The sequence below is a fragment of the Burkholderia sp. Bp9004 genome, from assembly GCF_003858025.1.
GTDB classification, from domain to species: Bacteria; Pseudomonadota; Gammaproteobacteria; order Burkholderiales; family Burkholderiaceae; genus Burkholderia; species Burkholderia diffusa.
On the sequence record NZ_QTQD01000003.1, the window covers coordinates 28,043 to 54,121 of the forward strand.

The 26,079-nt window shown below is 67.1% G+C and carries 25 protein-coding genes and 1 pseudogene; 11 read left to right on the top strand and 15 right to left on the bottom strand.

The window, feature by feature from the left end; genetic code table 11:
* Positions 1 to 29: 29 nt before the first annotated feature.
* From DIE08_RS04240 to DIE08_RS04260, 5 genes are all read right to left on the bottom strand, one after another.
* Positions 30 to 698: a lytic transglycosylase domain-containing protein gene (locus DIE08_RS04240; protein ID WP_124901088.1), complete on the bottom strand. Its 669-nt coding sequence runs from the start codon at positions 696 to 698 to the stop codon at positions 30 to 32.
* A 218-nt stretch (positions 699 to 916) separates the two neighbouring features.
* Positions 917 to 1,684 (bottom strand): ABC transporter permease, encoded by a 768-nt coding sequence (locus DIE08_RS04245; RefSeq protein ID WP_124901089.1) that lies wholly within the window; start codon positions 1,682 to 1,684, stop codon positions 917 to 919.
* A complete protein-coding gene (locus DIE08_RS04250; protein WP_124901090.1) occupies positions 1,681 to 2,619 on the bottom strand; it encodes an ABC transporter ATP-binding protein in 939 nt (312 codons plus the stop codon). Before DIE08_RS04250 ends, DIE08_RS04245 begins: the two co-directional genes overlap by 4 nt.
* Positions 2,616 to 3,794, bottom strand: a complete 1,179-nt coding sequence (locus tag DIE08_RS04255) for an ABC transporter permease (protein ID WP_124901091.1) — start codon at positions 3,792 to 3,794, stop codon at positions 2,616 to 2,618. The genes DIE08_RS04250 and DIE08_RS04255 overlap by 4 nt, the downstream gene beginning before the upstream one ends.
* Entirely contained in the window at positions 3,791 to 4,714 is a 924-nt protein-coding gene (locus tag DIE08_RS04260) for an ABC transporter substrate-binding protein (protein WP_124901092.1), read from the bottom strand. Before DIE08_RS04260 ends, DIE08_RS04255 begins: the two co-directional genes overlap by 4 nt.
* 168 nt (positions 4,715 to 4,882) lie before the next feature.
* Here DIE08_RS04260 and DIE08_RS04265 point away from each other — a divergent pair, with 168 nt between their 5' ends.
* The gene (locus tag DIE08_RS04265; RefSeq protein ID WP_124901093.1) at positions 4,883 to 5,812 is read left to right on the top strand and encodes a 2-hydroxyacid dehydrogenase; all 930 of its coding nucleotides are present in this window, start codon (positions 4,883 to 4,885) and stop codon (positions 5,810 to 5,812) included.
* Positions 5,813 to 5,969: 157 nt separating this feature from the next.
* Positions 5,970 to 6,191: pseudogene (locus DIE08_RS36010) on the top strand (Zn-dependent hydrolase); the annotation flags it as partial.
* 167 nt (positions 6,192 to 6,358) lie between these two features.
* Here the strand turns inward: DIE08_RS36010 and DIE08_RS04275 are convergent.
* Both DIE08_RS04275 and DIE08_RS04280 read right to left on the bottom strand, forming a co-directional pair.
* Positions 6,359 to 8,305, bottom strand: coding sequence for a Xaa-Pro dipeptidyl-peptidase (locus DIE08_RS04275; protein WP_124901094.1), 1,947 nt, complete (start codon positions 8,303 to 8,305; stop codon positions 6,359 to 6,361).
* A 602-nt stretch (positions 8,306 to 8,907) separates the two neighbouring features.
* Positions 8,908 to 9,246 carry a helix-turn-helix transcriptional regulator gene (locus tag DIE08_RS04280; protein WP_044844401.1) on the bottom strand — a complete coding sequence of 113 codons (339 nt, stop codon included), beginning with the start codon at positions 9,244 to 9,246 and terminating at the stop codon, positions 8,908 to 8,910.
* A 78-nt stretch (positions 9,247 to 9,324) separates the two neighbouring features.
* Between DIE08_RS04280 and DIE08_RS04285 the strand changes: the two genes are divergently transcribed.
* Positions 9,325 to 10,230 carry a hypothetical protein gene (locus DIE08_RS04285; protein WP_124901095.1) on the top strand — a complete coding sequence of 302 codons (906 nt, stop codon included), beginning with the start codon at positions 9,325 to 9,327 and terminating at the stop codon, positions 10,228 to 10,230.
* A 280-nt stretch (positions 10,231 to 10,510) separates the two neighbouring features.
* A complete protein-coding gene (locus DIE08_RS04290; protein WP_059600278.1) occupies positions 10,511 to 10,741 on the top strand; it encodes a hypothetical protein in 231 nt (76 codons plus the stop codon).
* Positions 10,742 to 10,822: 81 nt separating this feature from the next.
* Here DIE08_RS04290 and DIE08_RS04295 read toward each other — a convergent pair whose 3' ends face one another.
* The 4 genes from DIE08_RS04295 to DIE08_RS04310 all read right to left on the bottom strand — a co-directional run bounded on the left by DIE08_RS04295 (position 10,823) and on the right by DIE08_RS04310 (position 13,881).
* Positions 10,823 to 11,671 (bottom strand): alpha/beta hydrolase family protein, encoded by an 849-nt coding sequence (locus tag DIE08_RS04295; RefSeq protein ID WP_124622175.1) that lies wholly within the window; start codon positions 11,669 to 11,671, stop codon positions 10,823 to 10,825.
* Positions 11,672 to 11,782: 111 nt separating this feature from the next.
* Positions 11,783 to 12,514 carry an alpha/beta fold hydrolase gene (locus DIE08_RS04300; protein WP_124901096.1) on the bottom strand — a complete coding sequence of 244 codons (732 nt, stop codon included), beginning with the start codon at positions 12,512 to 12,514 and terminating at the stop codon, positions 11,783 to 11,785.
* A complete protein-coding gene (locus DIE08_RS04305) occupies positions 12,511 to 13,317 on the bottom strand; it encodes a DinB family protein (RefSeq protein WP_124901097.1) in 807 nt (268 codons plus the stop codon). Before DIE08_RS04305 ends, DIE08_RS04300 begins: the two co-directional genes overlap by 4 nt.
* Positions 13,318 to 13,449: 132 nt before the next feature.
* Positions 13,450 to 13,881 (bottom strand): YciI family protein, encoded by a 432-nt coding sequence (locus DIE08_RS04310; protein WP_059600274.1) that lies wholly within the window; start codon positions 13,879 to 13,881, stop codon positions 13,450 to 13,452.
* A 370-nt stretch (positions 13,882 to 14,251) separates the two neighbouring features.
* Between DIE08_RS04310 and DIE08_RS04315 the strand changes: the two genes are divergently transcribed.
* Complete coding sequence (locus DIE08_RS04315; protein ID WP_059600273.1) at positions 14,252 to 14,482, top strand: hypothetical protein; 231 nt, start codon at positions 14,252 to 14,254, stop codon at positions 14,480 to 14,482.
* A 42-nt stretch (positions 14,483 to 14,524) separates the two neighbouring features.
* Here DIE08_RS04315 and DIE08_RS04320 read toward each other — a convergent pair whose 3' ends face one another.
* The 3 genes from DIE08_RS04320 to DIE08_RS04330 all read right to left on the bottom strand — a co-directional run bounded on the left by DIE08_RS04320 (position 14,525) and on the right by DIE08_RS04330 (position 17,091).
* Complete coding sequence (locus tag DIE08_RS04320) at positions 14,525 to 15,226, bottom strand: MBL fold metallo-hydrolase (protein ID WP_059600272.1); 702 nt, start codon at positions 15,224 to 15,226, stop codon at positions 14,525 to 14,527.
* 144 nt (positions 15,227 to 15,370) lie between these two features.
* Positions 15,371 to 16,141 (bottom strand): ABC transporter permease, encoded by a 771-nt coding sequence (locus DIE08_RS04325; RefSeq protein ID WP_121856849.1) that lies wholly within the window; start codon positions 16,139 to 16,141, stop codon positions 15,371 to 15,373.
* Positions 16,142 to 16,146: 5 nt separating this feature from the next.
* Entirely contained in the window at positions 16,147 to 17,091 is a 945-nt protein-coding gene (locus DIE08_RS04330; RefSeq protein WP_059600271.1) for an ABC transporter ATP-binding protein, read from the bottom strand.
* A 429-nt stretch (positions 17,092 to 17,520) separates the two neighbouring features.
* On the opposite strand from DIE08_RS04330, the gene DIE08_RS04340 reads away from it, so the two are divergent.
* The 6 genes from DIE08_RS04340 (at position 17,521) to DIE08_RS04365 (ending at position 24,275) form a co-directional block, all read left to right on the top strand.
* A complete protein-coding gene (locus DIE08_RS04340; RefSeq protein WP_059600270.1) occupies positions 17,521 to 17,817 on the top strand; it encodes a cupin domain-containing protein in 297 nt (98 codons plus the stop codon).
* A gap of 629 nt (positions 17,818 to 18,446) precedes the next feature.
* Positions 18,447 to 20,060: a DUF2957 domain-containing protein gene (locus DIE08_RS04345; protein ID WP_059600269.1), complete on the top strand. Its 1,614-nt coding sequence runs from the start codon at positions 18,447 to 18,449 to the stop codon at positions 20,058 to 20,060.
* A 71-nt stretch (positions 20,061 to 20,131) separates the two neighbouring features.
* A complete protein-coding gene (locus DIE08_RS04350) occupies positions 20,132 to 21,385 on the top strand; it encodes a DUF2957 domain-containing protein (RefSeq protein WP_124901098.1) in 1,254 nt (417 codons plus the stop codon).
* Positions 21,386 to 21,458: 73 nt separating this feature from the next.
* The gene (locus tag DIE08_RS04355; protein ID WP_059600267.1) at positions 21,459 to 22,283 is read left to right on the top strand and encodes an OmpW family protein; all 825 of its coding nucleotides are present in this window, start codon (positions 21,459 to 21,461) and stop codon (positions 22,281 to 22,283) included.
* A gap of 123 nt (positions 22,284 to 22,406) precedes the next feature.
* Positions 22,407 to 22,910, top strand: coding sequence for a hypothetical protein (locus DIE08_RS04360; RefSeq protein WP_059534146.1), 504 nt, complete (start codon positions 22,407 to 22,409; stop codon positions 22,908 to 22,910).
* A gap of 243 nt (positions 22,911 to 23,153) precedes the next feature.
* Positions 23,154 to 24,275 carry a hypothetical protein gene (locus DIE08_RS04365; protein WP_124901099.1) on the top strand — a complete coding sequence of 374 codons (1,122 nt, stop codon included), beginning with the start codon at positions 23,154 to 23,156 and terminating at the stop codon, positions 24,273 to 24,275.
* Positions 24,276 to 24,353: 78 nt separating this feature from the next.
* On the opposite strand, the gene betA is transcribed toward DIE08_RS04365, so the two are convergent.
* Entirely contained in the window at positions 24,354 to 26,054 is a 1,701-nt protein-coding gene (betA, locus tag DIE08_RS04370) for a choline dehydrogenase (RefSeq protein ID WP_124901100.1), read from the bottom strand.
* Positions 26,055 to 26,079: the final 25 nt, after the last annotated feature.

Here is a 26,079-nt window from a genome sequence, read left to right on the forward strand (position 1 = left end):
GTACGCGCGGTGCGTAGCGTGAGGTGCGCTTACTTCGCGTTGCGGTTCGCGGCGGGTGCCGCGGTCGACAGATCGCTGACCGGCATCATGCGCGCGTTCGTATCGTTCGCGCCTTTCGCGCCGTCTTCGGGTTCGAGCACGAAGCGGAATGTGTCGACCCGCTGCATCACCTTCGCCGCATACGCATTCGATCCGCCGTAGCTTTTCAACCCGGCCTGCACGTTGCCGCCGGCCGCCCGCACATAGCCCGACAGAATCTTCGAGCCGGCTTCGACGTTCGCATTCGGCTCGGTCAGGTCTTTCACGTTGCGCAGCATGCCGCGGTGCGCGGAAGGCACGACCTGCATCAGTCCGGTCGCGCCACGCTGGCCGCGCGCCTTTTCCTGGAAGCGCGATTCGATCGAGATAATGGCGTAAACGAGTGCCGGAGGCAGCGAATATTTCGTCGCAGTCATGTTCACGATATCGGCGAGTTTCGCGGCGCGCTCTCTCGCGACGCCGAATTTCTTCGTCAGGTAGGACGTGATGCGACGGTTTGCTTCGTTGGGCTGATCGTTCGCGAGCGGGACGGAGGCCTCGGTCGGCGCGGATGCGGCGGCTTCGGGCGCGGAGGCAGGCAATGCGGGCGCCTGCTGCGCCGAGGCCTGGTGCGCGATGCCGAGCGAAAACACGATCAGCCAGAGAAACCGTCGTCGCATGGTGAAGTGCGGGGAAATGGGAGGCGCATAGTATATCGGCCAATCATCTGGCGTGTGCGAGCGCGGGCTCGAATGAAAGCGCGATGTAGGCTTTTGTCGGCGGGTGCCTCGCACAGACTCGATCGTTGCACGAACACGTATCGGAGTCCGGATGAAGAACGGCCGGATTTTCTCTCGCGTCCCCCATTTCACACGCGTATCGCGATCGCGGATGCGTGCTACGCCCGCCGCGCGCTTGCCGCCCGTGCAAGCGCGCCGATCGCATCACTGACCAGCACCGCGAGCAGCCCGACGATCACGCCGCCCTGCAGCACGAACGCCGTGTTCGACGTCTGCAGGCCTGCGATGATCACATCGCCGAGCCCGCGCGCGGCGACCGTCGACCCGATCGTCGCGGTGCCGAGATTGATCACGACCGCGAGCCGGATCCCGTTCACGATCACCGGAAACGCGAGCGGCAGCTCGACCGACACCAATTGCTGCCAGCCGCTCATCCCCATCCCGCGCGCGGCGTCGACGACATCGCGCGGCACGTCTTCGAGCCCCGCGATCGTGCTCTCGAAAATCGGCAGGAGACCGTACAACACGAGCGCGATCAGCACGGGTTTCAGCCCGAAGCCAACGGCCGGCACCGCGAGCGCAAGCACTGCCACCGGCGGAAAGGTCTGGCCGATGTCGACGACGCTGCGCGCGACCGGCAGGAAATCCGCGCCGGCCGGACGCGTGACCGCGATGCCGGCCGCGACCGCGACCAGCGTGCCGATCAGGCTCGACAGCGCGACGGTGCCGAGATGCGCGAGCGTGAGGTCGAGCAGGCTCGCACGATCGTAGATGACCGGCGCGCCGTTGTCCGCGAACGGCGCGAACACGCCCTGCAGCCATGCGGGGCGCAGCAGCAGCACGAGCAGCAGCGCAAGTGCGGCCGCACGCGCGACATACGCAGGAAACCGCCGCGGCAGGGTCGAACGCGCGGGCTTCATCGTCATGCGGGCTTCCTCGCATGCGCGCGGATCGCATCGAGGGTGATGCGGCGCGCAGCGCGCCCGTTGCCGTCGTCGACCGGCAAGGCGTCCGCTCCGCGCCACAGCAGCTCGGACACCGCGTCGCGCAGCGTGCGCGTCGCGGCGATCGGTTCGCCGTCGGCATGGCCGGGTTCGGCCACCGCGTCGATCGGCGTCAGCGCGAGCAGGCGCAGCGGCCGGTCGACGCCGGCGACGAGCTGCTCGACGACACCCGCGGCCGGCTTGCCGAGAATCTCTGCCGGCGGCGCGACCTGCAGCAGCCGTCCGCCGTCCATCACCGCGATCGTGTCGCCGAGCTTCAGCGCTTCCTCGATATCGTGCGTGACGATCACGACCGTGATGCCGAGGCGGCGCTGCAGCGCGTACAGGTCGTCCTGCGCCTTGTTGCGGATGATCGGATCGAGCGCGCCGAACGGCTCGTCCATCAGCAGCATCGCGGGCTCGGCCGCGAGCGCACGCGCGACGCCGACGCGCTGCTGCTGGCCGCCCGACAGTTCATGCGGCAGCTTGTCCGCGAACTCGGACGGAGCAAGATGAAACAGGTCGAGCAGTTCGCGCACGCGCGCGTCGATGCGCTCGGCCGGCCAGCCGAGCAGGCGCGGCACGGTCGCGATGTTGCGCGCGACGCTCCAGTGCGGAAACAGGCCGTGCCCCTGGATCACGTAGCCAATGCGCCGCCGCAGCTGCTCGGGCGGCACGCTCGCGGTGTCGACGCCGTCGATGCGAATCGTGCCGGCGGTCGGCGCGATCAGCCGGTTGATCATCCGCAGCAGCGTCGACTTGCCGCTGCCCGATGCGCCGACGAGCGCGGTGATCGTGCCTTGCTTCATCGTCAGCGATACGTCGTCGACGGCGACGACGTCGCCGAAGCGTTTGCCGATGCGTTCGATCTCGATCATGCGGTACGTCCCTTCGCAAGCGTGGTCGCGGCTTCGAACACGACGGCGGCCGCCAGTGCGAGCGCGATCGTCGGGATCGCGCCGAGCAGTACGAGATCGGCGGCCGATTGCCCGATCCCCTGGAAGATGAAGGTACCGAAACCGCCGCCACCGATCAGCGCGGCGACCGCGGTCAGCCCGATGTTCTGCACGAGCACGATGCGCACGCCGCTCAGAATCACCGGCAATGCGAGCACGAGATCGACGCGCAGCAGCCGCTGCGCGCGCGTCATGCCCATCGCGCGAGCCGCTTCGGTCACATGCGGCGGCACCTGCTCGAGCCCGACCACGACGCTCGACGCGATCGGCAGCAGCGAGTAGAGAAACAGCGCGAGCACGGCCGGCGCGACGCCGATCCCGCGGATGCCGAGCGCGGCCGCGAGCGGCACGTGCGCGGCGAGCAGGCCGAGCGGTGCCATCATCAGCCCGTACATCGCGATACTCGGGATCGTCTGCACGACATTGAGCACCGGCATCACGACGGTGCGCACCGGTGCGACCCGCGCACACGCGATGCCGAGCGGCAGGCCCGCGACAAGCGCGGCCGCGACCGATCCGCCCGCGAGCGACACGTGCCGGATTGCTTCGCGCCAGAAGTCGTCGCTGCGCACCGCGTATTCGCGCATCACGGACAGGCCGTCCCACCAGCCGGTCGCAAGCGGTACCGATATCGCCGCGATAGCGACGACGAGTGCGACGAGGCGGCGCCACGGGCCGAATGCGAGCCGCGCGAGTGCGTCGGCGACCAGCACCGCCCAGGCGAACAGCAACAGCCAGACGCCTGCCGCGGGCGACACGCGTGCGAGCACGTCGTCGGGTGCGACGACGTGCGTCGCCGCGGCGCCGACCGCGTAGGCGAGGGTCGCGAGCCACGTGCAGCCCGCCGCGAGCCGCCATGCGGGGCGGCTCGCCGTCATCGCCCATATCGCGCCGACGACCCACAACGCGGCGAGCGCGGCCCCCTGCATCGCGGGCAGCGCGGCGAACGCCGACAGCCCGGTGCCGGCCGCGATCCGGTTCGGCCGAAGCACCATGAACGGCATGCCGAACACTGCGACGATCGTCAGGACACCGATCAGGATGCCGACTTTATCCAGCGCGATGCGTCGCGCGGACGCCACCGCGCGACCCGTCACTTGACGAAGCCTTTCGACTTCAGGTAGCTCTTTGCCACGCCGGCGGCCGGCTCGCCGTTGATCTGGATGCGCGCGTTCAGCATTTGCAGCGTCTTCAGGTCGAGGCTTGCGAACACCGGCTTCAGGTACTCGGCGATTTGCGGATGCGCTTTGAGCACGACTTCGCGAATGACCGGCGTCGGCGCGTAGACGGGCTGCACGTGCTTGTCGTCGTCGAGCACGACGAGGCCGCTCGATGCGATCCCGCCGTCGGTGCCGTACACCATCGCCGCGTTCACGCCGTCGGTCTGGTTCGCGGCGGCCTTGATCGTCGCGGCCGTGTCGCCGCCCGACAGCACGACGAGCTGATCCGGTTTCAGCTTGAAGCCGTAGGCCTTCTCGAACGACGGCAGCGCGGACGCGCTGTTCACGAATTCGGCCGACGCCGCGAGCTTCAGCTTGCCGCCACCCGCGATCCACTTGCCGAAATCCGAGAAAGTCTTCAGGTGCTGCGCTTGCGCGACCGGCGCGAGCACGGCGACGCCCCACGTGTTGTTCGCGGGCGCCGGTGCGAGCCAGACGAGATGGTTGGCGGCATAGTCGAGCTTCTTCGCGGTGTCGTAGCCCTGGCTTGCGTTCTTCCAGAGGGGATCGTCGGCCTTGTTGAAGAAGAACGCGGCGTTGCCCGTGTATTCGGGGTAGATGTCGATCTCGCCGCTCGTGAGCGCCTTGCGCACGATCGGCGTCGTGCCGAGCGCGATCTTTTCGGTGACGGGGATGCCATGGGACTTCAGCACCTGTGCGATGACGTTGCCGAGCAGGTTGCCTTCGGTGTCGATCTTCGACGACACCACGACGGGCGTGTCGGCGTGCGCGCCGGGTGCCACGACAGCGGCGGCGAACGCGAGGCCCAGGATTCGGGCGGGCAGGGCGAGCTTCATCGGGGCCATTCTCCAGAACGGGGACGTACGCCGAAAGTTACTTGACTGAGTCGGCTTTGGCAAACCATGTGCGGCGGCACGTCCACAGCGCGCGTGGGGATAACCCGCGCGCGTCACGCGCCGTTGTTAAACTGGAACGCATTCCCCCGCCTGCGGACATTTGCTGACATGAAGCCTGAGCTGCTGGTCCTTATCGCGCTGCGCGGCGACGCGCACCGCCAGATCGCCGCGTCATACGACGTCCATCATGCACCGCTCGCCGATGAACGCGAGCGCGCGATCGCCGAACACGGCAGCACGATCCGCGCGGTGTTGACCAACGGCAGCACGGGCCTGACTGCCGCCGAAATCGATCGTCTGCCGCAGCTCACGTTCGTCAGCGCGCTCGGCGCGGGCTACGAGCACATCGATGTCGCGCATGCGAAGGCGCGCGGCATCACCGTGGTGACGGGCGCGGGCACCAACGACGATTGCGTCGCCGATCATGCGTTCGCGCTGCTGCTGGCGGCCGTGCGCAACGTCGTGCAACTCGATGCGAACACCCGCGCCGGCGTATGGCGCGACGCGCTGCCGATGCCGCCGAACGTGTCGGGCAAGAAGCTCGGTATCGTCGGGCTCGGCAAGATCGGCGAGAAGTGTGCGCGGCGCGCGGCCGGCTTCGACATCGAGATCGGTTATCACAACCGTTCCGCGAAGAATGTTCCGTATCGCTATTTCGATCGTGTCGAGGCGCTCGCGCAATGGGCCGATTTCCTGATCATCGCGACGCCGGGCGGCGCAGGCACGCATCATCTGATCGATCGCACGGTGCTCGACGCGCTCGGCCCCGGCGGCTTTCTCGTCAACGTGTCGCGCGGCAGCGTTGTCGATACCGCTGCGTTGGCAGATGCGCTGCGCGAACGGCGCATTTCGGGCGCCGGGCTCGACGTGTACGAAGGCGAGCCGGAGCCGCCGCGCGCGCTCACGGCGCTCGACAATATCGTGCTGACGCCGCACATGGGCGGCTGGTCGCCGGAGGCGCTCGATCGTTCGGTCCAGCAGTTTCTCGACAACGCCGCGCGGCATTTCGCGGGGGAGCCGGTGGTGACGCCGGTGTGAGCGGGGGCGCCGCCGCGTGCGGAAGGGATGAAGGACGCACCGGCACGAAGATGAACCGGCCCGCCAAGGCGAGGGAACATTGCGTCGTGGCCGCTAGTTCAGCGTCGAAATATCGATCCTGCTGAAATGGCATTTCACTCCATCAAGTCAGGCTATCGGCTTGACGCGCATCGCGCTGACGGACGACGAGCGGGCCGGGCGCGAACTCGTCGTCGAATGGATGCGCGAGCTTGACCTCGACGTTCAGGTCGATCGGATCGGCAACATTTTGGGCACGTTGCGTTCCGCCTCCGGCGACGGCAGCGAGCGGCCGCTGATGATGGGCTCGCACATCGACACCGTGACCAACGCTGGCGCACTCGACGGCTGCTACGGCGTGCGGGGCGTCGCATGGCAGACGCGATCGCGTGGCCGACGAAGAACGGCGCCGTGCGACGGTGAAGCATCGTCGCGCGGCGCCTTCGATACGTGTCACCCGGCGTCATGCGCATGCGATCGGGCGCGATCGCACGCGCGTGGCGGTCAGTCGTGCCGGACCGCGCCGGCTCAGGACGAAACCAGCGGCACCGTCACGGACGTGCCTGCCGGATCGAGCGCGAGACCCGTGCCGGGCGTCGGCCGCAGTGTCGCCTCGTTGTCGCTCGACAGCACGACGAGGCCGAGCTTGTGACCCGCTGCGAGCATGTAGTCGCGCGGCATGAACGTCAGCTTCAGGTCATACGGCATCCCCGGCAGTACGGGCTGCGAGAACCAGTCCGACACGCGATTGCGCGGATCGGTCCATGCCCGCGTGACGATCGTTGCCGAGCCATCCGGTGCGCGGTCGACCAGCAGTGCCGTCACGTTCGCGACGCCGGTGAAGGTCAGCCGCACGCGTGCGGTCGCGGTGCCGGACAGGCGCGTCGCAGCCGCGAACGGCGCTGTCTCGAAGCGGCTGCGATGCTCGCCGGTCGCGGCGTTCGCCAGCGTGAGCGCGGGGATCGACGCATCGTCGGTGAAGCGCGCGAGCGGACCGCCGCTCGGCAGCCGCAACAGCGTGCCGGTGCCCGTGCCGTCGCCGCCCGCGAAGTACGCGACCGGCGTGGCGTGCCGCGCGGCCCAGTCGGCTTCCTTCAGCAGCGTGCCGTCGGCCTGCTCGACCACCGCGCGCGGATCGCGTTCGACGCCGTTGTCGACGCCGATCAGGTAGCGCGTGAACCAGCGGTTCACCTCGGCAGTCCACGCATCGGCCATCGCCGGCACGCGGGTCGGGTCGGTGTGCTTCAGGCGATGCAGCCACAGTTGCGTCGGCACGCCCTGGCGCCGCATCGCCAGATACCATGACGTCGACTGGTCGACGCGCACGTTGTCGTCGGTCAGCCCCTGTGCGACGAGTGCCGGCGCGACCGCGTGCGCGGTCGGAATGTCGCGCGCGGCCCAGAACGGCGAATAGTCACCCGTCTTGCGGTCTTCCTGCTGCAATGCCTCGTCGATCAGGTGCGTGCAGCGCTCCGGATGCGCGTTCGTCAGCAGTGCCTTGATATAGACGTCGACGTCCTCGCCCTGATAGCCCTCCGGCGCGCGCACGAGCCCGCCCGAGCGGTAGTAGCCATACATGTTCGACAGGCCGGCGATCGGCACGATCGCGTCGAGCCCGCGCGTGCGCAGGCTCGCGACCATCTTCGGCAGCGTGCCGTCGTACGACACGCCGTACATGCCGACGTGGCCCGTCGACCAGTTCGCGACGATCGGCTTGCCGCTCGCATCCTTCGCGGCGGCATCGCGGCCGAGCCAGCGGATCACCGACGCCATCGCGACGGATTCGTCGCGTGTGAGGATCGTCGGGCAGCCGTCGGAACCGGCGGTGCCGAGCGAATCCGCATAGACGATCGTGAAGCCGCGCGGAATGAAGTAGCCCTCGATCCACGAACGGCCGGCCGCGGCCGCCTCGAGCTGCTGCAGCATGCGCGTCTGCGGCACCGCGGCCATGATGCGCGCCGAGGCGCCGGTGGCTGCCGCGGCCGCAGTGGCGGCCGGATGCGGGGTGCCGTCGAGTTCGACGTCGACGTCGTGGTTCGGGCTGTCGGCGAGCCCTGCATAGTACGGGCTTGCGAGCACGATGACCGGTGTGCGTGCGCCGCTGGCGGTTTCCGACGGACGCACGATGCGCACGTGAATGCGGTCGCGCGTACCGTCGCCGTCGGAGTCGACGGGCGTGTCGACCCACGCGTTTTCCTCGATCGTGCCGCCGGATAGCGACGGCTGTACCTGACCGTTGGTGATCACCGGCTTGTAGCGCCCGCCGCTGGCCGGATTCGCGTACGGGACGCCGGACGGCGACACGCGCCCTTGTGCATTGTCACCCTGCTGATCCTGGTTTTGCCCTTGACCTTGCGCGAGCGCGGACACGCCCGCCACGCTGCCGCCGTCATCTCCGCCGCAGGCGGCGAGCGTCGCGGCTGCAACGAGCGCGGGTAGCCATGCGCGGCGCGATCCTCTGAAATGAAATTGCATTGCCGACCTCGTTCTTTTGATTGTGTGGATACGACCGTTCCGCGATACGCCCCCTGCGGGCCGGGCCGATTACTGCATGCAACGAAAAGGAAACCGCACCATCTGGACATCACCGACGACATGCGCCGGCCGGAAAGCCGTGACTTCGGCCTGCATGTCATACAGGACTGCAAAGTAAATGTGCGCATGCCGCGCGTCCTTCCAGGTGAGGCGGAACGACATCATTCGATGAGACGGGGATGTTGCGAGCTGCGGTGCTGCGCTGCGGAAAAACACGACGCGATGCGCGTGCGGCGACGGAATGAAACGGATTGGCGGTTTCGGCCGCGCCGCGCATCGTGATGGCTTGCCGGTTCGCGTTTGCTTTCCGGAAGCTTGCGCAAAAGTTATCTCAGTGAAAACGGCGTGTCAAACTTTTTTAACTGTGAGTAAAAAATATTTGAGACGTCGTCGATGCGGGGCGCGTGGTGTGCTGGCGGCGCGTCTGCCGCCGCTTCGCGCCGCGTCGTCCGATGCAAAACGGGCGATGACGAATCGTGTTCGCCATCGCCCGCTCGCTGGATGCTTTCAGTCTTGCATCCATTCATGAACGCCTGTGAGGGTCAGCCGTCGTCGGCCTTCGCCTGCAGATCCTTCAACCCCTGAATCACGACCAGCAGCGCCCGCCCGTGCTCGTCGGAGCCGTCCCACGCGTCGACGATCGCGTCGCGCAGCAGGTCGTTGTACCGGCGGCGCGCCGGGCCGGTATCGACGCCGTAGAAACTGCATAGCTTATTGAATGGCGCGCTGCGTCGCAGCCGATGCCCGTTCGACAGCCGAAGGCGCGACACGGTTGGCTGGCTGACGCCGGAAAGCCTCGCAATTTCGCTGGACGAGCGCGTGTCCGCCATCAGACGGCGCAACAGGTCTTGTACAGGAAAATCATGGTCCGGGGCTTCCATGCGATGCATTATACCTATACAGTTACGGTTGTTGAATGGGCTTGCTGTCACCAGCGAGGCTGTATCCCGAGAAAGTTGATGACACTGAAACACCTCCCTCCCACGTTCTGCTGGACGAAGATCGGTACCGAGTCCGGCGAGGAACTGCCGACCGTCGTGCTCCGCAAGGAATGGGAGCGCCGGCTCGGGGGCGGGCGTTTTCTGTGGGGGATCAACCAGCCGCTCGGCAGCAGCGCGCAAGTCGCCGCGCATCGCACGGGCTCGCTGCTCGCACTGTTTTCGCCGGTCGCGTCGCGCACGCGGCCCGGCGAGCGCAGGCGCGAGGACGCGCTGCTGTGGAATGCATGGGTCGACGCAAGCGGCCAGGTGCGGCCGCTGCCGGCGCACACCTTCATCGCGAGCCGCTCGACGCTGCCGTCGGGCCGGCGCCGCGAACAGCACTACGCACTCGTCTGCGCATCGTCCACCGCACTGACGGTCGGCACGCAACTGCGCGTGTTCCCCGACCACCTGCGCAGCGTGAGCACGGGCAAGCCGCTCGGCGTCGCGCAGGGCGCGGCCGTGGTCGATTGCATCGGGCGCGCGAAGGAGCAAACTGGCAAGAGCTATCCGCTTGCGCTGTCGGTCGAACTCGAAGCACCGTATTTCGTGCGACTCGCGCAGCCGTGCGTGCTGAAGGCGCGCGATCTCGCCGAGGTGAACAAGGCGACGCGCGCCGGCGATTTCGATCGCTTCGTCGAACTGGTCGCGCGCTTGCGCGGCCGTTCGCCGACGGATGCCGTGCGTGGCGTCACGCGCGACCTGTTCGACGTGCCGCCGATCGAAACGGCGGCCGCCTACGTCGCGCCCACGCATGTCGCGCGATTGCGCAGCCGGCCCACGGCCGAGCATCCGAGCGGGCTCACCGGCGATCTGTTCGATCTGTCTCCCGGCGAAGCGGCCGCGTTCGGCGGTATCGCACATCCGCGTATTGGGCGCGCATGACGTTCGCGCCGCGCATGTGCGGTGCGTGACGTGAAGCAGGACCGCTGAATGCGCGTGCAACGACACGCATGCGTGTGGCCGCCATCGCGGCGCGCGCAAGAATGTGTTGCAAATTCGCCGTGGCAGATCGGCAAGCGTCGCGAGACAATCGCCACGAAGCGTGCTGCGCGGTGGCTCGTGCGTCGACAGGCTGCTCGCCGTCGTTCACGCCGCTGACATGCGCACCACGCACGCTGGGCGTCGGCTTGCTTCACACTGCAATCCTGAGGGAGACGTGTCGATGTCGATCCACATCTGTTCGCGGGAAGCCCAAGCGGCGCAACGCTTCGTCGAAGCGACGCGCAACGTCGATCAGGCGTTTCGCGCGGTGCGCGGCGAAAGCGACGACGACGTCTCGTCGGCCGAATATGCACGTGCGATGTCGCGCCTCGATCGCGCGCTCGACGAACTGGCGCGTGCGCAGGAGTTCTTCGATCGCGTGGTGGGGGCCGACGCGGCGCACGGCAACTGAACTCGATTCGCGGCTTCTACCTTCACTTCCGCGTATGGCTGAGTGAGAAATGCGACACGCCCGTGTCGCGCCTGCCGGATGCTACGCGTAACCGCCGTGCTGGAACGACGTCGCGAAGAACTGCATCTGGTAGCGGATCGCGTGTGCCCAGTAGTCCCATGTATGTCCGCCCGGACGCTCCGCATAGTCGTGCGGCACGCCGAGCGCGACGAGTCGTTGATGCAGCGTGCGGTTCGAGCCGACGAACGAGTCGTCGCGGCCGCAGTCGATCGTCAGGTCCAGATGTGCGCGGACGAACGCGCGCGCGTTTTCGACGATCGCGTTGCGGTTCCAGAATGACGGATGGCGGCCGGGGTCGCCGAATACGTGGTCGATGCCCGGTTCGTCCTCGCAGCAGCGCGGATCGACCGCGCCGCTGATGCTGCCGACCGCGCCGAACGTGTCGGACCGGTCGAGCGCGATGCGCAGCGCGCCGAAGCCGCCCATGCTGAGCCCGGTGATGGCGCGCGCGCCCTTGGTCGCGATCGTTCTGAAGTGCATGTCGACATACGACACGACTTCGTCGCCGACGAAGGTTTCGTAGCGGCTGCCCGAGTCGAACGGACTGTCGATGTACCAGCTTTCGTGTCCGCCGTCGGGCATCACGAGGATCACGCGGTAGCGATCGGCCAGTGCCGCGATGTGCGTATTCGCGGTCCAGTCGGTGTGGTCGCCGCCGGAGCCGTGCAACAGGTAGACGACCGGAAAGCGCTCGACGCCGCGTTCCGGGCCGTGGCGCAGGCGTGCGTAGTCGTCGGGCAGCACGACGGTCGCCTTCAGCGTCTGGTTCATCGCGGCACTCGGAATCGCGACGACCCGCGCCTGATAGGCGAGGGCCGGGCCCGCGGCGGCGAGCAGCAGTAGTAGCCAGAACGCGCGTACCAGATTCATGGAGCCCTCGCATCGGGAAAACCCTGTTCGGCGACTCTAGCAACCGTCCCTTTCAGCCATATTTCGGCGAAACCTACGGATTGTCAGGTGGCGGGGCCGGGGCCGTTCGCGTCAGCCGAGGCAGCGTGCGAGCGCCTCCAGGAACGCGCCAGGCTGCTCGGCCGGCATCAGGTGCCCGCAGCCGGCGATCGTTTCGAAGCCTGCACAGCGCACGAGCGCCCAGTCCGGCACGTGCCAGCCCGCACGCGAGCGTTCGCCCGCGACGAGCCACACCGGATGGCGCTCGAATACTTCGGCGAGCGCCTGCAGATAATCGGGGTCGCCCGTCGTCGCGACGACCGAGCGTCCCGTCGCGCGCAGCGTCGACGCCGGCTGATGCGCGAGCCAGCGGCGCGCGTCGTCGAGCTGGCGTGGCGACGGATCGTCGATCGAGCCGCGCAGCCAGCCGAACGGATCGCCGCGCAGGCGGTCGAGCATCGCGTCGGCTTGCACGGCCGACATGCGGCCGACCGACGCCGACCAGAACGCATCGTCGAGCGTGAAGTTGCCTTCGACGTTGACGATCCGGCGCACGCGCGCTGGATGCGCGTGGGCGACCAGCATCGCGATCGCGCCGCCGACGGAGTGACCGACGATATCGACCGGCTGCGTGCCGAAGTGCGTGTCGATTGCCTGCCGGACATGCTCGACTTGCGCGGCGAGCGTGATCGCGTCGGACGGCGCGTCGCGATGGATGCCGTAACCGAGCAGGTCGGGGGCGAGATGCGGGCCTGGCCATCCGGGCACGTCGAATGTGCCGATGAAACCGTGAACGAAGACGACGGGCGGAGCGGGCTGGCTCATTGGGCGTTCGGCAACGGAAGGGGCGGCAATTCGAATTCGGCGAGCAGTTCGTCGAGTTCGAGCGCGTGCGTGCGATCGTGGTCGAGCAGCTCGCGCACGAGTTCGTCGAGCGACATCCGGCGGATGCCGTCGCGCAGCCCGCAGCGCTGGCGTTCGGACGGTTGCAGCGCCGCGGCCGACGCGCACAGCGCGGCGCGGCCGGCGCGGAATGCGGCGAGCGCGCCGTCGAGCGGCTGTGCGAGGTAGTCGCGCTGCGCGGCGAGCGCGGTCCCGTCGACGGACGCGATCACCGGCAGTTCGTGCGTGCGCACGACATCGATGCGTTCGGCGAACACCGCGTCGAGGTCGCGCAGGTGGCACGCATGTTCGACGAGCGAGAAGCCCGTGCCGGCGGGGCGGCGCGTGGCCAGCGCGGCGGGAACGCGAGCGGCATACGCGGCGAACCGGTCGGGCATCGCGGCCAGCGCGGCGACGACGTCGGCGAACGGCAGCACCTGCGGAAACGCGCTGAATACCGCGCCGTAGCTGAACAGCGCGCCGCCGATCCGGCCGCGCGCCTGCACGACGTCGTGCCCGTGGCGGCGCATCACGTCGGCGACCATCGCGCCGCAGAACTGCCGGGCGGTCGTATCGGCTTCGATTTCGGGGAATTTGTGCGCGATCTCGTGCTGGATCGCGCCGATCGCCGCGACGCCGACGCGCGACAGCGCCGCGAATTCCAGATAGCGGGCGGGCTGCGTAATCAGGGCTTCGAGCTGCGCGCCGAGTGGCGTCGCGCGAAAACGGTCAAAACGGGAATGCATGACGACAAGGCCTCGCCGTGTAACGTATCAAAATGCTACGTTACACGGCGAGGCGCCGTCAATCCGTTTATGCAGAGGATTCGGCCGGGGCACCCGCTTCGATTGCGCTGCTGCGCCCCGGCCGGGCCAGCCTTATGCGTCCCGCTTGCCTTCCATCTCCGCGCGCAGCCGTGCTTCCTGTTCCTGCAGCTCCGGCGTGAACGCCTCGCCGAAATCCTCGGGCGAGAAGACCTGGCGGATCTCGATGTCCGATTCGGTAGGCATCGGATTCGGGCAGCGCTTGACCCATTCGACGGCTTCTTCCATCGAATTCACCTGCCACAGCCAGTAGCCGGCGATCAGTTCCTTGGTCTCGGCGAACGGGCCGTCGATGACGGTCCGGTCCTTGCCGGAGAAGTGCACGCGCTTGCCGCGCGAACTCGGGTGCAGCCCTTCGCCGGCCAGCATCACGCCGGCCTTCACGAGTGCCTCGTTGTACTGGCCCATTGCGGCCAGCAGTTCGGTATCGGGCATGGTGCCCGATTCGGAAAAGGCCGTTGCCTTGACGATCACCATGACGCGCATTGTCGCTACTCCTTGAACGGGAAAGGGAACATCCGCAATCGGCCTGCCGTGCGGTCGGCAAAACGATCGGTTACGACACTACGACGCATGACATGCGCGCGAATCGACATCGCGCGCAAACAATTCTGATGACCGGTGACGGGGAGGCGGCAGTCGTGGGCAGCATCGCGTAACGGACGAGGCGCGCGGAGTGGAGGATTCGCCCGCGTGAAACCGGAGGCGGACGGCACCGGCCGCGGCCCGGCCCGGCGTGGTGTGGCGAGTCGCGCAACCCGGTCGATTCCAGCACGGGACGATCGTGCGGCGACGCGCCGGAGCCCCCGGTCAAAACTGGTATGCTGGTCAGCATTACGTTCATGTGGAGGGCGCCATGGCAACGAAGGAAGTCTCGAAGAAAAAGTACCTGAAGATTCTGAACAAACGCCTGCGTGCCGAGCCGGAAGCGCCGGCCGGCGCGTCGTTCGTATTCTTCCCGCTCGGCGCGAAGGCCAAGCATGCGACGGGCGTCGTATCCGGCGAGCCGCGCAGCAAGCGCGAACTCGCAGTGATGGCCGCGATCCAGAGCAAGGCCGCTGCGGAATTCGTCGTGACCGGCGCCTGACCGGCGACGTACGACGGGCGGCCGCACACGGCAGCGCGTGCGTTACGCCGCGGCCGCCTCGCAATATGCAATCACACCGGCGATCACGCGCGCGATGTCATGCGTGATCGCCGGGCCGTGCATCGGCAGGATGATGTCGAGATCGAGCGCCTGGATGCGGCGCAGCGCGCTCGCCAGGTGCGCGAGCGACGGGAGGTAGTCCGAGCGCGTGATCGCGTCGAGGATTGCCGGCAGCGGGTCGTCGGTCTCCTCCCTGCCGAAGCGCATCAGGATGTCCGACGACAGCAGTGCCTTGTACGCGGGCAGATACACGACGAGCGCGTCCCACTGATGCACGTGCTTCGTGAAAACCGGCACGACGTCGATGCCCGAGAGCGTCGTCGGCTCGCCGTCCTTCAACGGAATCGCGCGTACGCCGAACACGTCGGCAAGCCCCCATGTACACATCGGATGTCCGTACGCGACGAGCGCCGGATTGGCCGCGAGGAAGTCGGGCAGCGCGCCCATTTCGTCGGCCTCGAAGTGCGGGACGATCACGTTGCTGACCATCGACGGCGCGATGCCGACGGTGTCGAGCGCCGCACTCAGTTGCGTGAAGTTGGAACGCGTGCCCGTTTCGACGCACAGCACGTCACCGTGCGACGATCGTACGAAGAACTGACTGAAGCTCAGGTTCAGCGTGTCGACGTAGGACGTGGCGCGAAACAGGCCGTCGCGGACGGCGTCGATTCGGGAGGCGCTCATCGGGGATCCTCGCGCAGGGAAGGGGGCGGGAGCCGCGCCGCCCGCGCACCGCGCGTTGCGGTGCGGCAGACGGCGGCAGTCGATCTTCCGATCCAGTCTAGCAGCGCCGCCCCGGATCCGCGAACCGGGGCAACCCGCGGCGCGTCAGTTCTTCAGCTTGTAGCCGGTGCGGAACATCCACGCGACGATCGCGAGCAGGATCGCGAGGAACAGCGAGGTGGCCGCGAGGCTGATCCCCACGTGCACGTCGGCCAGCCCGTAGAACGACCAGCGGAAGCCGCTGATCAGATAGACGATCGGGTTGAACAGCGTGACGATGCGCCACGCGGGCGGCAGCATGTCGACCGAATAGAAGCTGCCGCCGAGGAACGTGAGCGGCGTGATGATCAGGAGCGGCACGAGCTGCAGCTTCTCGAAGCTGTCGGCCCAGATGCCGATCACGAAGCCGAACAGGCTGAAGGTGATCGACGTCAGCACGAGGAACAGCACCATCCAGAACGGATGCAGGATGTGCAGCGGCACGAACAGGCCTGCCGTCGCGAGAATGATCAACCCGAGCAGCAACGACTTCGACGCGGCCGCACCCACATACGCGATCACGATCTCCCAATACGACACGGGCGCGGACAATATCTCGTAGATCGTGCCCGTGAAGCGCGGGAAGTAGATGCCGAACGACGCGTTCGAGATGCTCTGCGACAGCAGCGACAGCATCACGAGGCCCGGCACGATGAACGACCCGTAGCCGATCCCGTTCACGTCGCTGATGCGCGAGCCGATCGCGGAGCCGAACACGACGAAATACAGCGACGTCGAGATCACCGGCGCGATGATGCTTTGCATCAGCGTGCGGCGCGTGCGGGCCATTTCGGCGCGGTAGATCGCGCGGATGCCGTGAAGATTCCAGTTCGCCATGTGCGTCAGGCCCCTTGTGTGCCGTTGCGGCGGTTGTCGATCAGGCTGACGAAAATGTCCTCGAGCGAGCTCTGCGTCGTGTGCAGGTCGCGAAAGCCGATGCCGGCCGAGCCGAGGGCGTTGATCAGCTTCGCGATGCTCGCGTCGTCGCGCTGCGAGTCGTACGTGTAGACGAGCGCGGTGCCGTCGTCCGCGCGTTCGAGCCCGAACGCGGCGAGTTCGCCCGGCACGGTCGCGAGCGGATGCTCGAGCTGCACCGTCAGCTGTTTCTTGCCGAGCTTGCGCATCAGCTCGCGCTTCTCTTCGACGAGCACGAGCTCGCCGCCGAGGATGATGCCGATCCGGTCGGCCATTTCCTCGGCTTCCTCGATGTAGTGCGTGGTCAGCAGGATCGTCACGCCGCTTTCGCGCAGCGAGTCGACCAGCTTCCACATGTCGCGGCGCAGCTCGACGTCGACGCCGGCCGTCGGCTCGTCGAGGAACAGGATGCGCGGCTCGTGCGACAGCGCCTTCGCGATCATCACGCGGCGCTTCATGCCGCCCGACAGCGTCATCAGCTTGTTGTCGCGCTTGTCCCACAGCGACAGCGCCTTCAGCGTTTTCTCGATGTAAGCGGGATCGGGGGCCTTGCCGAACAGGCCGCGGCTGAACGACACCGTCGCCCAGACGGTTTCGAACGCGTCGGTCGTCAGCTCCTGCGGCACGAGGCCGATCATTTCGCGGGCGGCGCGGTATTGATCGCGGATGTCGTGCCCGCCGACGGTCACGCGGCCTTCGGTCGGCGTGACGATGCCGCAGATCGAGCCGATCAGCGTGGTCTTGCCAGCGCCATTCGGTCCGAGCAGCGCGAAGATCTCGCCCGGGCGGATGTCGAGGGTCACGTGCTTCAGCGCCTGGAAGCCGGACGCGTAAGTCTTGGAGAGGTCGGAGACGGAAAGGATCGGTTGCATGCTCACGGATGGCACGGCCGGTCGGTCCGACGCTGCCCGCCGCGCGTGCCCGGTGCCGCCGCTGCGAGGCGGCCGGTGTCGGGTGCGGCATGGCGAACGGGCGTCATGTCGAACGGCGTTGTGGTGCGGGATCGCAGGACCGCCATATTAGCAATCGGAAGATGGAAATGCATTTCGACGCAAAGGTCATGCGATGCCGGTGTCGGATTTGCGGAAAATGTGTGCGCGTCATTCAATAAAGCGGCGCTTTATTCGAATCGGGTGAACAATGCGCGCGGTTTTCGGGCAACGGGATGGCGAGCGCGCTTGCGCGCGGCAGCGGGGCGGGCACCAGGCCGACTGTGCCGCTCGAACGCCGTCGGGCCGTACCGGGACGGTATGCGGCGCGCTCGCGATAATGCATTCCTCTCACGTCCCGGAGCGAAGCACATGTCCTTGATCGATTTCAAGTCCGTCGCGGCCGCGCAGGCCGTTGCATGGAAATCCACGATCGTCGGCGAAGTCGGGCCGGCACGGATCAAGGTGCTGCGCATGGACGCACAGCCGTACGAAGCGGAAGTGCACGACTACGACGAAGGGCTGCTGGTGCTCGACGGCAGGCTGATGCTCGAGGTCGACGCGGAGACGGTCGTCGTCGAAGCCGGGCAGATGTACCTTGCTGCCGCCGGCTTGCGCCACGCGGTGCTGCCGGGCAGTCACGGCACGCTCGCGATCATCGACGTGTGAGGTTGCGCCGCGGCATGCGCGCGGGCCGCCGGAGGTCCGCACGCCGGGCCTTGCGCGAGGTCGACCACCGACATTCAAACGCGCGTTATACAGCCCGGGTATTTGTCTGAGCAAATAAATTGAAGGCTGTTTGAAAAACTGTCAAACACCCTGCTCGCACCGAGGATCGCGCGGTTCGGCACGTTTGGAACTCTGCATCCATTTACTTGTGCGGATCGTCCGATCATAGTCTCGACAAACGACGCATCACGATAACGAATCAAGCGTACGTACGGAGACCAATACATGACATGCCTATCCGAGGGCCTTGCCGCACTGCCGTTTCCCTGCTTTTCGCCGGATGCGGGCGCGCCGCGCATTGCGCGCTGCCTGCGTCATCGCATCGCGTTGCCGCGGTAGCGACGCACCCCATTCCATTTCGATTTCCCCGATGGCGCCGTACCGCATGACGGTGGCGCCGGATTGCGCTTGCCTGCCACGTCGATCCTGATCGCATTTGCGTGACCGGCAACGCGGCGCACATCGTGCGCATCGTCATGTGCCGCGCATCGTCGCGTCGGCGCGATACCAACCGGTGGGCCACGCAGCCCGTCCGGACGAGACCTGTCGTACCTCAAAAGGAGGGGTTGATGCTTTGCATTCCTGATTGGCGTAAGGCGATCCTGTCGTGCGCCGTGCTGGCGCTGCCGTTCGTTGCCGGTTGCGGCGGCGGCGACGATCCGGGCCCGATCAACGTGCCGCAGTGCTCAGGCAGCGCATGCGGGCCGAGCGGCGCGGAAACGACGCCGCCCGTCGTGACGAAGCTGTGTCCGGATTCGCTCGACTACACGACGACCTACACGGGCGGCGCCGGCAGCGGCGAATACGTGAAGGTGAAGTTCGACACGACGAAGCTCACCTACCAGATGCAGTTCATCGAATCGTCGGTGCCGACCTCGGCGGGGCAGGTCAACAACACGCGCGCGGGCCTGACGATCAGCGGTGCATTCCATCATCCGACCAATCTGCCGACCGCCGAGCAGAACCGCTGTGCGTTCGTGCTCGACAGCGGCGCGACGAGCGACGGCGCGTATGCGGTGACGATCAATCGCGCGGATCCGCCGATGCTGTTCGTCGGCAACGGGGTGGTTGGCGGCGGGATTCCGGGCGCAACGATCGCGTTCGCCGGTCTCGAGCCGTTCCCGGGCATCGTGCTCGGCACCGTGCCGTCGCGCACCTTCGATTTCTATCCGTTCATCGGCTTCACCGATACCGAAACCGACTTCTCGAAGGTCGCGGGCAACTACAACGAACTCGGCATCCACCTGTCGCCGGTCGGCGGCAGCGCGCAGAGCAGCACGGGGGCGGTCGGCTGGCAACCCGACGTCGTCAACTGGAACCAGACGTTCAATGCCGACGGCTCGTGCACCATCACGGCAGGCAGCGATTACTCATGCCAGACCACCGGAACGCCGTGGGCGCTGCGCAAGAACGCGGACGGCTCGTCCGACAACGTGTTCGTGAGCCACGCGGTGGCGAACGCGGGCGGCACCCTCATCTATCCGTTCGCGGGGCAGGGATCGGCAATCGTCATCGTCGCGCCGAGTCAGGCGAAGGGCATCATGATCGTCGGCAAGCTGAACGGCGTTCTGGTGCCGGTCGTGATTCGCGTGGGTTATACGCATATCGACGCGAGCAACCTGCTGGCGTCGGTCGCCGATGCCGAGGTGGGGATCTCGATGCTGTCGCGGACGACGGCCGTCTCGGCCAATTCGTTGAAGGGCGGTTTCATCGGCGCAACGAGCGCATCCGCGTGCGGTGTCGTGGCACCCAGCACCGCGACGTTCGCGATCGCGACGGCGGGGCCGAGCTTCAACAACAACGTCCCGCATCCGGATCTGCCCGGCACCTTCGACGGCACCTTCTTCCTGGCGCAGGCCGGCAGTTGCAACGACGGTACCGCCGTATCGACAATGGCCGCGAACTACACGTCGACGCTGTTCCAGGGCGCCACCGCGGCGTTCATCGACCCGCAGACGTCGTCGGTCACGTCGCAGTTCGCGCTCGACTACACGCAGGCCACGCCCGGCAAGATCAAGGTCACGGCGTCGCAGGACTTCAACGCGAAGGGGGCGAACGGCAACGTGGCGATCTTCAGCAAGGGCGACACCGGCTGGCTCGTGACGGCCGGGAACATCTACGCGATGGTCGTCAACAACAACAAGGTCAACCCGTTCTTCACGGTCGGCGCGTTCGTCCAGTAACGGCGGACTGAACACGGAACACCGGCGGCGCACGCGTCGCCGCCGGCGAATCGAAATTCTAGAGGATTCCTATGAATGTGAAGAATTGGATGGCCGCGGCGTCGCTCGCGCCCGTGCTGGTCGCCTGCGGCGGCGACGGCGACCCGCCGCCCGCGCCGGTGGTCAGGCTGTGTCCGCAGACGATCGACTACAACACAGTGTTCATCGGCGGCTCCGGCTCGGGCGAACTCGTGAAGGTGCAGCTCGACACGACGAAGATGACGTACCGGATGACCTACCTCGCATCGCCGGTGCCGACGGCCACCGGCACGGTGCAGCCGACGCGCGACACGGCGCCGGCCAACGTTGTCGACGGCACGCTGGCCGACGAAACGGGCCTGCCGACCGTGAAGCTGAACCAGTGCACGTTCCGGATGCAGAACGCGAGCCTCGACCCGAGCCGGCCGGCGCGCCTGTTCCTCGGTGAGGGCGTGCTGGGTGGTGCGATTCCGGGCGCGACGATCCAGTTCGACGGCATGATCGGCGTGGGCAAGATTCCGAAGACGACGTTCCCGTACTACCCGTTCATCAGCTTCTCGTCGCTCGAAACCGACCTGACGAAGATCGCGGGCACGTACAACCAGCTCGGCTACCACCAGGTGCCGTCGCAGAACTTCCAGCCGGTGGCGCTCGACCAGCAGGTGACGATCAACGCGGACGGCAGCTACGTCGAGACCGACAACTTCGGCAAGAAGAACGGCGGGCAGCCGCTCGCATCGAGCGCGACCGTGAACCAGCCGTTCACGCTGCGCCCGGACGCACCGGCGCTCCAGTCGTTGAACTACCAGCCGCAGATTCCGCCGACGCTCGCCGCACTCGATCCGGCGAAGGGCGGCAAGGGAATCCTGATCGTCGGCAAGCTGCGCAATCAGCTCGTGCCGGTCTTCATCCGCACGGGTGCCGCGAACGCGGACCTCACGCAGGGGCCGCCGAGCGCGGACGACGAATCGGGCATCTCGTTCCTGAGCCCGCAGACGGCAATCACCCAAGGCTCGGAGAACGGCGAGTACACGGGCGTCGACAGCGCGTTCAACTACCGCGCGACCGCGCTCGTCGGTGCGCAGGCGACGCTGCTCGATCCGTTCAACGCGTCCCAGGCCGCGCTCACGCGTGCGCTGAACCTCGACTACACGCAGAAGGTGCCGGGCGTCGTGACGACCGTGCACGCGGACGCGGCGTCCGGGCCGGCGACCGGCAAGTTCGTGTTCACGGGCGGCGTGTTCGGGTTCCTCGACATGGCCGATACGAGCAATCCGTACTTCACGGTCGGCGCGTTCGTGCAGTGATCACACGCGGATGGAGACACGGCGGCGTCGCGCATGGCTGCGCGGCGCCCGGATGGAATGAGGGGGAGACTTCATGAAGAAGCTGATTGTCGCGAGTGTCGTCGCAGGCGTGTCGACGCTCGCATCGGCCCAACAGGCGGGCGACAATGTCGCGACGCTGGGGTGGCTGCACATCATGCCGCAGGATTCGACCAACGGGCTGACGACGAATCTCGCGAGCATGCCGATCAACGGGCCGCTGCGGCTGCCCGGGTCGTTCACGTCGCCGGGCACCAGCCTGACGGTCAACAACGCCGACACGGTCGGCCTCACGCTCACGCACTTCTTCACCGACCATATCGCGGTGACGTCGGTGCTCGGCGTGCCACCCGAGTTCACGCTGACCGGGCACGGCGTGATCCGGCCGCCGGGCCCGGCCGGGTCGCTCGGCAGCGTCAACATGGACAATCCGTCGAACCAGCCGGCCGTGAAGAATGCACGGCAATGGAGCCCGACGATCATTCTTCAGTACTACTTCAATGCACCGACAGCGAAGTTCCGTCCGTTCGTCGGGATCGGCGTGGCCTACAGCTGGTTCAGCAACATCGAACTGAACGGCAACTTCGCGAAGGACATCAACGAGAACCTCGGCAGCGTGCTCGCGGCCGGCGCCGGCAAGCCGGGGCCGACGTCGGTGGAGGGCAAGGCGTCGTCGTCGTTCACGCCGGTCTACAACGTCGGCGCGAGCTATGCGATCGACAAGCACTGGGGGCTGACGGCGACGCTGACCTACATGCCGCTGAAGACCTACTCGTCGCTTGTGATCAAGGCCGCCGACGGCTCGACGCTCGCGACCACGCGCACGCGGCTGAAGGCCGATCCGCTGATCACCTTCGTCGGGATTTCCTACAAGTTCTGAGCCGTCCGGCGTGCACTGGGCACGCCGGCGGTTTCCTGCGACCGAGCGGCCGGGCCGATCCGGCCGGGGCGTCGCGTTCCTGGCGGCATGCCGCCATTTGTGAAGAGAGAGGGGGCAGTTCAAATGAGCATTCGCAAAATCGTATCGCTTGTTGCTGCAGTGGCATTCACCGCGGTTTCGGCCGCGCCTGCTTTCGCCGTGACCGTCTCGCGCGCCGACGGGCAGGCCATGAACCCGAACGGGGAGCCGTTCTCCGCGACGGGCCTCACTGTTCTGGCCAAGGGGTCGATCAACGCAACCTGCAACGCGACGTTCAACGGCACGATCTCCTCGACGGGCATCGTCAACATCACGTCGACGACGTTTACGGGCGCCGCGACGTGCGGCCTGATCAGCGGTAGCGCGACCAGCGCATCGCCGTGGACGGGCCAGGCCGACAGTACGACGCAACTGTCGATCAACAACGCGAAGGTGACCGTTTCGCTGCTCGGCGCTTGCGGGCCGAGCAAGGTCGTGACGACGTGGAGCGATCCGAACTCGTCACTGACGTTCAACAACGCGGTGTTGACACCGGACTGCACGGTCAGCGGCACGGTCGCCACGTCGCCGAAGTTCCACGTGCAGTAAGCGTCGCGCGATCGGAACCGGGCGCCCGCCAGGGACGAGGGCCGTGCAACGATGCGCGGCGGGCGTGCCGGTTTCGCGATGCATTCGCGTCGTCGTTTGGTTCCGCGTGACGACCGGCTGGCCGCCTGCTTCGCGATCCGATGCGGGTGGCCATGCAGGGGGCCGGTGCGACGCACCGTGCCGCCTGCGTCGACGGACATAGAACAATCGTTTCGAATTTGCCAGAACCATTCCGGACTACCCATGCTCACCGACCCAGCGAAGTATGGCGATGCCCGCGCTGCGACGCCCGACCGGCTGCGCACGGCTGCGTGGCTGCAGTACCTGATCGAATATCTGAACGCAGCGGCTTGCGTGGCGACGGACGACGCTGGCGCAACGACCGCGCGGTCGTCGCGTACGGCCAGCGTGCGCACGGGCGTGCCGCTGCCGCACGAAGCGCTTGCCGTCCTCCACGAACTCGCACCGTGGACGGCAATGGACGGCGGCGGTTGCGCGTGCGACGCGACCGAGCCGCTCGGCGCGTGCATCCACGTGCCGAATGCGCGGCAACTTGCGCACGCGGAACGATGCTGCCCGGGATCGCGCGCAGTATTCGAAGCAGCGCACGGTGTCGTCGATGCGTGGGCCTTCGACGATCCCGCCGACGGCTGGGCCGCGCTGGAGCGCATTGCCGGCGGCGTCGAACCTGGCGGTGTCGACGGCGCCGACGGGCACGACGGCCGAAAACAACCCGCGAGCGGCGAAGCACAGCCCGCGAAGAACCTGAGAGAACGACGGGCGGCAGTCGTGGCCGCGTGCGTGGACCCGTCCGCGCGGCCCGGCGCGATCATCGACGCGATCGTGCTGCGCATCTGCGGGCCGCGCGACGATGCCGCCCGCATCGACGAGATGGCCGCGCTCGCGATGTTCTGCGCGGAGCTGGCTGCCGGAAAAGGGGCGTCCTTTGCCGCGTACGGCGGTCGGCACAATCTCGTCGCGCGCGCGATTCGCGAACGACGTGCCGATCTCGCGTCGGTCGACGGCCTGCTTGCGGCGGTGTTCGTGTGCCGGCTCGACCGGCTCGTCGGTGCGGGCAGTTTCTGGGCGTATTACCTGCTGGCGGGCATCGTGATCGCGGCGCCGGGCATGGTGCGCGAGTTCGCGCGGCGTTTTCATGGCGACGCGTGGCAGGCGTGGCTCGATGAAGTGCTCGCGTGGCCCGCGGTCGGTCGCTTCGGGATGAAGGAGGATGTCGCGTTCGAGCGTCTGAGCGGCGCGATGAGCCTGACGTCGCGATCGAATCCGATCGTGCGCGCGAAACGCGTGCGGCCGAGGGTGGCTGCGATCAAGCGCTTCAGTACGGGCGGCGAGCGCGCCCGATGAAATAAAAAACGGCTCGCGGCGAGAACGCGGCGAGCCGTGCATGTTGCTGCTGCGCCCCGGGGAAGGGCGCTCGCGCGGTTACGCCGTTTCCGGCTGCCGCACCGCCTTCGCGATATTGCGCGCCATCGCGCCGTTCGCGACGAAGTAAGGCACGTCCACGCGCGCCAGCGGCGTGCGGCCGCGGATCTTGTCGGCGATCTTCTCCGCGATCATGATCGTCGGCGCGTTCAGGTTGCCGGTCGTGATGATCGGCATGATCGACGCATCGACCACACGCAGCCCTTCGAGCCCGTGCACGCGGCCTTCCTCGTCGACCACGGCCATGTCGTCGTAACCCATCTTGCACGAGCACGACGGATGGAACGCGGTTTCCGCGCGGGCCCGCACGAACGCGTCGAGTTCCTTGTCGCTCTTGCAGTCGGCACCCGGGTTCAGCTCGCGGCCGCGATAGCGGTCGAGCGCGGGCTGCCGCATGATCTCGCGTGTCGCGCGGATCGCATCGCGGAACTCGCGCCAGTCGAGCGATTCGGCCATGTAGTTGAACAGGATGCTCGGATGATCGTTCGGATCGCGCGAGCGCAGTTTCACGCGGCCACGGCTCGGCGAACGCATCGAGCCGACGTGCGCCTGGAAGCCGTGCATCTCGATCGCGTTCGAGCCGTTGTAGTTGATCGCGACGGGCAGGAAGTGATACTGGATGTTCGGCCACAGATCGTCGTCGCGCGTGCGGATGAAGCCGCCCGCCTCGAAGTGGTTGGTCGCGCCGAGGCCGGTGCCGTTCAGCATCCACTCGAGGCCGATCTTCGGCTGGTTCCACCACTTGAGCGCCGGATACAGCGACACCGGCTCCTTGCACTCGTACTGGATGTACATCTCCAGGTGATCCTGCAGGTTCTGGCCGACGCCGGGCAGATCGAGGACGACGGGGATGTCGAGTTCCTTCAGCCACGCGCCGGGGCCGACGCCCGAGCGCTGCAGCAGTTGCGGCGACGCGATCGCGCCGCTGCACACGAGCACTTCGCGGCGCGCATGCGCGGTCGCGCGCTCGCTGCCGCGCAGGTACGTGACGCCCGATGCGCGCTTGCCGTCGAACAGGATGCGGTCGGCGAGCGCGTGCGTGACGATCTCGAGGTTCGGCCGCACCTTCGCCTGGTCGAGATAGCCGCGCGCGGTGCTCGCGCGGCGGCCCTTCGGCGTGACGGTGCGGTCCATCGGGCCGAAGCCTTCCTGCTGATAGCCGTTCAGGTCGTCGGTGCGCGGATAGCCGGCCTGCACGCCCGCATCGACCATCGCCTCGAACAGCGGGTTCACGCCCGGCTTGCTGGTCGTGACCGACACGGGGCCGTCGCCGCCGTGATAGTCGTTCGGGCCCACGTCGCGCGTCTCGGCCTTCTTGAAGTACGGCAGGCAGTCGAGATACGTCCAGTTCTCGAGCCCCTTGTGCGTCGACCAGTTGTCGTAGTCGAGCGCGTTGCCGCGGATGTAGCACATCCCGTTGATCAGCGACGAGCCGCCGAGCCCCTTGCCGCGGCCGCATTCCATCCGGCGGTTGTCCATGTGCGGCTCGGGGTCGGTCTCGTAGGCCCAGTTGTAGCGACGGCCCTGCAGCGGATAGGCGAGTGCCGCCGGCATCTGCGTACGGAAGTCGAAGCGGTAGTCGGGGCCGCCCGCTTCGAGCAGCAGCACCGTGACGTTCGGATCTTCCGTCAGGCGCGTCGCGAGCACGTTGCCCGCGGAACCGGCGCCGCAGATGATGTAGTCGTATTCGCGTGTCGTCATGACGGTCAGTCTCCTTTCGTGATCC

Excerpts from the sequence above, each read along its gene's own strand:
- DIE08_RS04240 (WP_124901088.1), bottom strand. The coding sequence starts at position 698 with ATGCGACGACGGTTTCTCTGGCTGATCGTGTTTTCGCTCGGCATCGCG.
- DIE08_RS04245 (WP_124901089.1), bottom strand. The coding sequence starts at position 1,684 with ATGACGATGAAGCCCGCGCGTTCGACCCTGCCGCGGCGGTTTCCTGCG.
- DIE08_RS04250 (WP_124901090.1), bottom strand. The coding sequence starts at position 2,619 with ATGATCGAGATCGAACGCATCGGCAAACGCTTCGGCGACGTCGTCGCC.
- DIE08_RS04260 (WP_124901092.1), bottom strand. The coding sequence starts at position 4,714 with ATGAAGCTCGCCCTGCCCGCCCGAATCCTGGGCCTCGCGTTCGCCGCC.
- DIE08_RS04265 (WP_124901093.1), top strand. The coding sequence starts at position 4,883 with ATGAAGCCTGAGCTGCTGGTCCTTATCGCGCTGCGCGGCGACGCGCAC.
- DIE08_RS04275 (WP_124901094.1), bottom strand. The coding sequence starts at position 8,305 with ATGCAATTTCATTTCAGAGGATCGCGCCGCGCATGGCTACCCGCGCTC.
- DIE08_RS04280 (WP_044844401.1), bottom strand. The coding sequence starts at position 9,246 with ATGGAAGCCCCGGACCATGATTTTCCTGTACAAGACCTGTTGCGCCGT.
- DIE08_RS04285 (WP_124901095.1), top strand. The coding sequence starts at position 9,325 with ATGACACTGAAACACCTCCCTCCCACGTTCTGCTGGACGAAGATCGGT.
- DIE08_RS04290 (WP_059600278.1), top strand. The coding sequence starts at position 10,511 with ATGTCGATCCACATCTGTTCGCGGGAAGCCCAAGCGGCGCAACGCTTC.
- DIE08_RS04295 (WP_124622175.1), bottom strand. The coding sequence starts at position 11,671 with ATGAATCTGGTACGCGCGTTCTGGCTACTACTGCTGCTCGCCGCCGCG.
- DIE08_RS04300 (WP_124901096.1), bottom strand. The coding sequence starts at position 12,514 with ATGAGCCAGCCCGCTCCGCCCGTCGTCTTCGTTCACGGTTTCATCGGC.
- DIE08_RS04305 (WP_124901097.1), bottom strand. The coding sequence starts at position 13,317 with ATGCATTCCCGTTTTGACCGTTTTCGCGCGACGCCACTCGGCGCGCAG.
- DIE08_RS04310 (WP_059600274.1), bottom strand. The coding sequence starts at position 13,881 with ATGCGCGTCATGGTGATCGTCAAGGCAACGGCCTTTTCCGAATCGGGC.
- DIE08_RS04315 (WP_059600273.1), top strand. The coding sequence starts at position 14,252 with ATGGCAACGAAGGAAGTCTCGAAGAAAAAGTACCTGAAGATTCTGAAC.
- DIE08_RS04320 (WP_059600272.1), bottom strand. The coding sequence starts at position 15,226 with ATGAGCGCCTCCCGAATCGACGCCGTCCGCGACGGCCTGTTTCGCGCC.
- DIE08_RS04325 (WP_121856849.1), bottom strand. The coding sequence starts at position 16,141 with ATGGCGAACTGGAATCTTCACGGCATCCGCGCGATCTACCGCGCCGAA.
- DIE08_RS04330 (WP_059600271.1), bottom strand. The coding sequence starts at position 17,091 with ATGCAACCGATCCTTTCCGTCTCCGACCTCTCCAAGACTTACGCGTCC.
- DIE08_RS04340 (WP_059600270.1), top strand. The coding sequence starts at position 17,521 with ATGTCCTTGATCGATTTCAAGTCCGTCGCGGCCGCGCAGGCCGTTGCA.
- DIE08_RS04345 (WP_059600269.1), top strand. The coding sequence starts at position 18,447 with ATGCTTTGCATTCCTGATTGGCGTAAGGCGATCCTGTCGTGCGCCGTG.
- DIE08_RS04350 (WP_124901098.1), top strand. The coding sequence starts at position 20,132 with ATGAATGTGAAGAATTGGATGGCCGCGGCGTCGCTCGCGCCCGTGCTG.
- DIE08_RS04355 (WP_059600267.1), top strand. The coding sequence starts at position 21,459 with ATGAAGAAGCTGATTGTCGCGAGTGTCGTCGCAGGCGTGTCGACGCTC.
- DIE08_RS04360 (WP_059534146.1), top strand. The coding sequence starts at position 22,407 with ATGAGCATTCGCAAAATCGTATCGCTTGTTGCTGCAGTGGCATTCACC.
- DIE08_RS04365 (WP_124901099.1), top strand. The coding sequence starts at position 23,154 with ATGCTCACCGACCCAGCGAAGTATGGCGATGCCCGCGCTGCGACGCCC.
- betA (WP_124901100.1), bottom strand. The coding sequence starts at position 26,054 with ATGACGACACGCGAATACGACTACATCATCTGCGGCGCCGGTTCCGCG.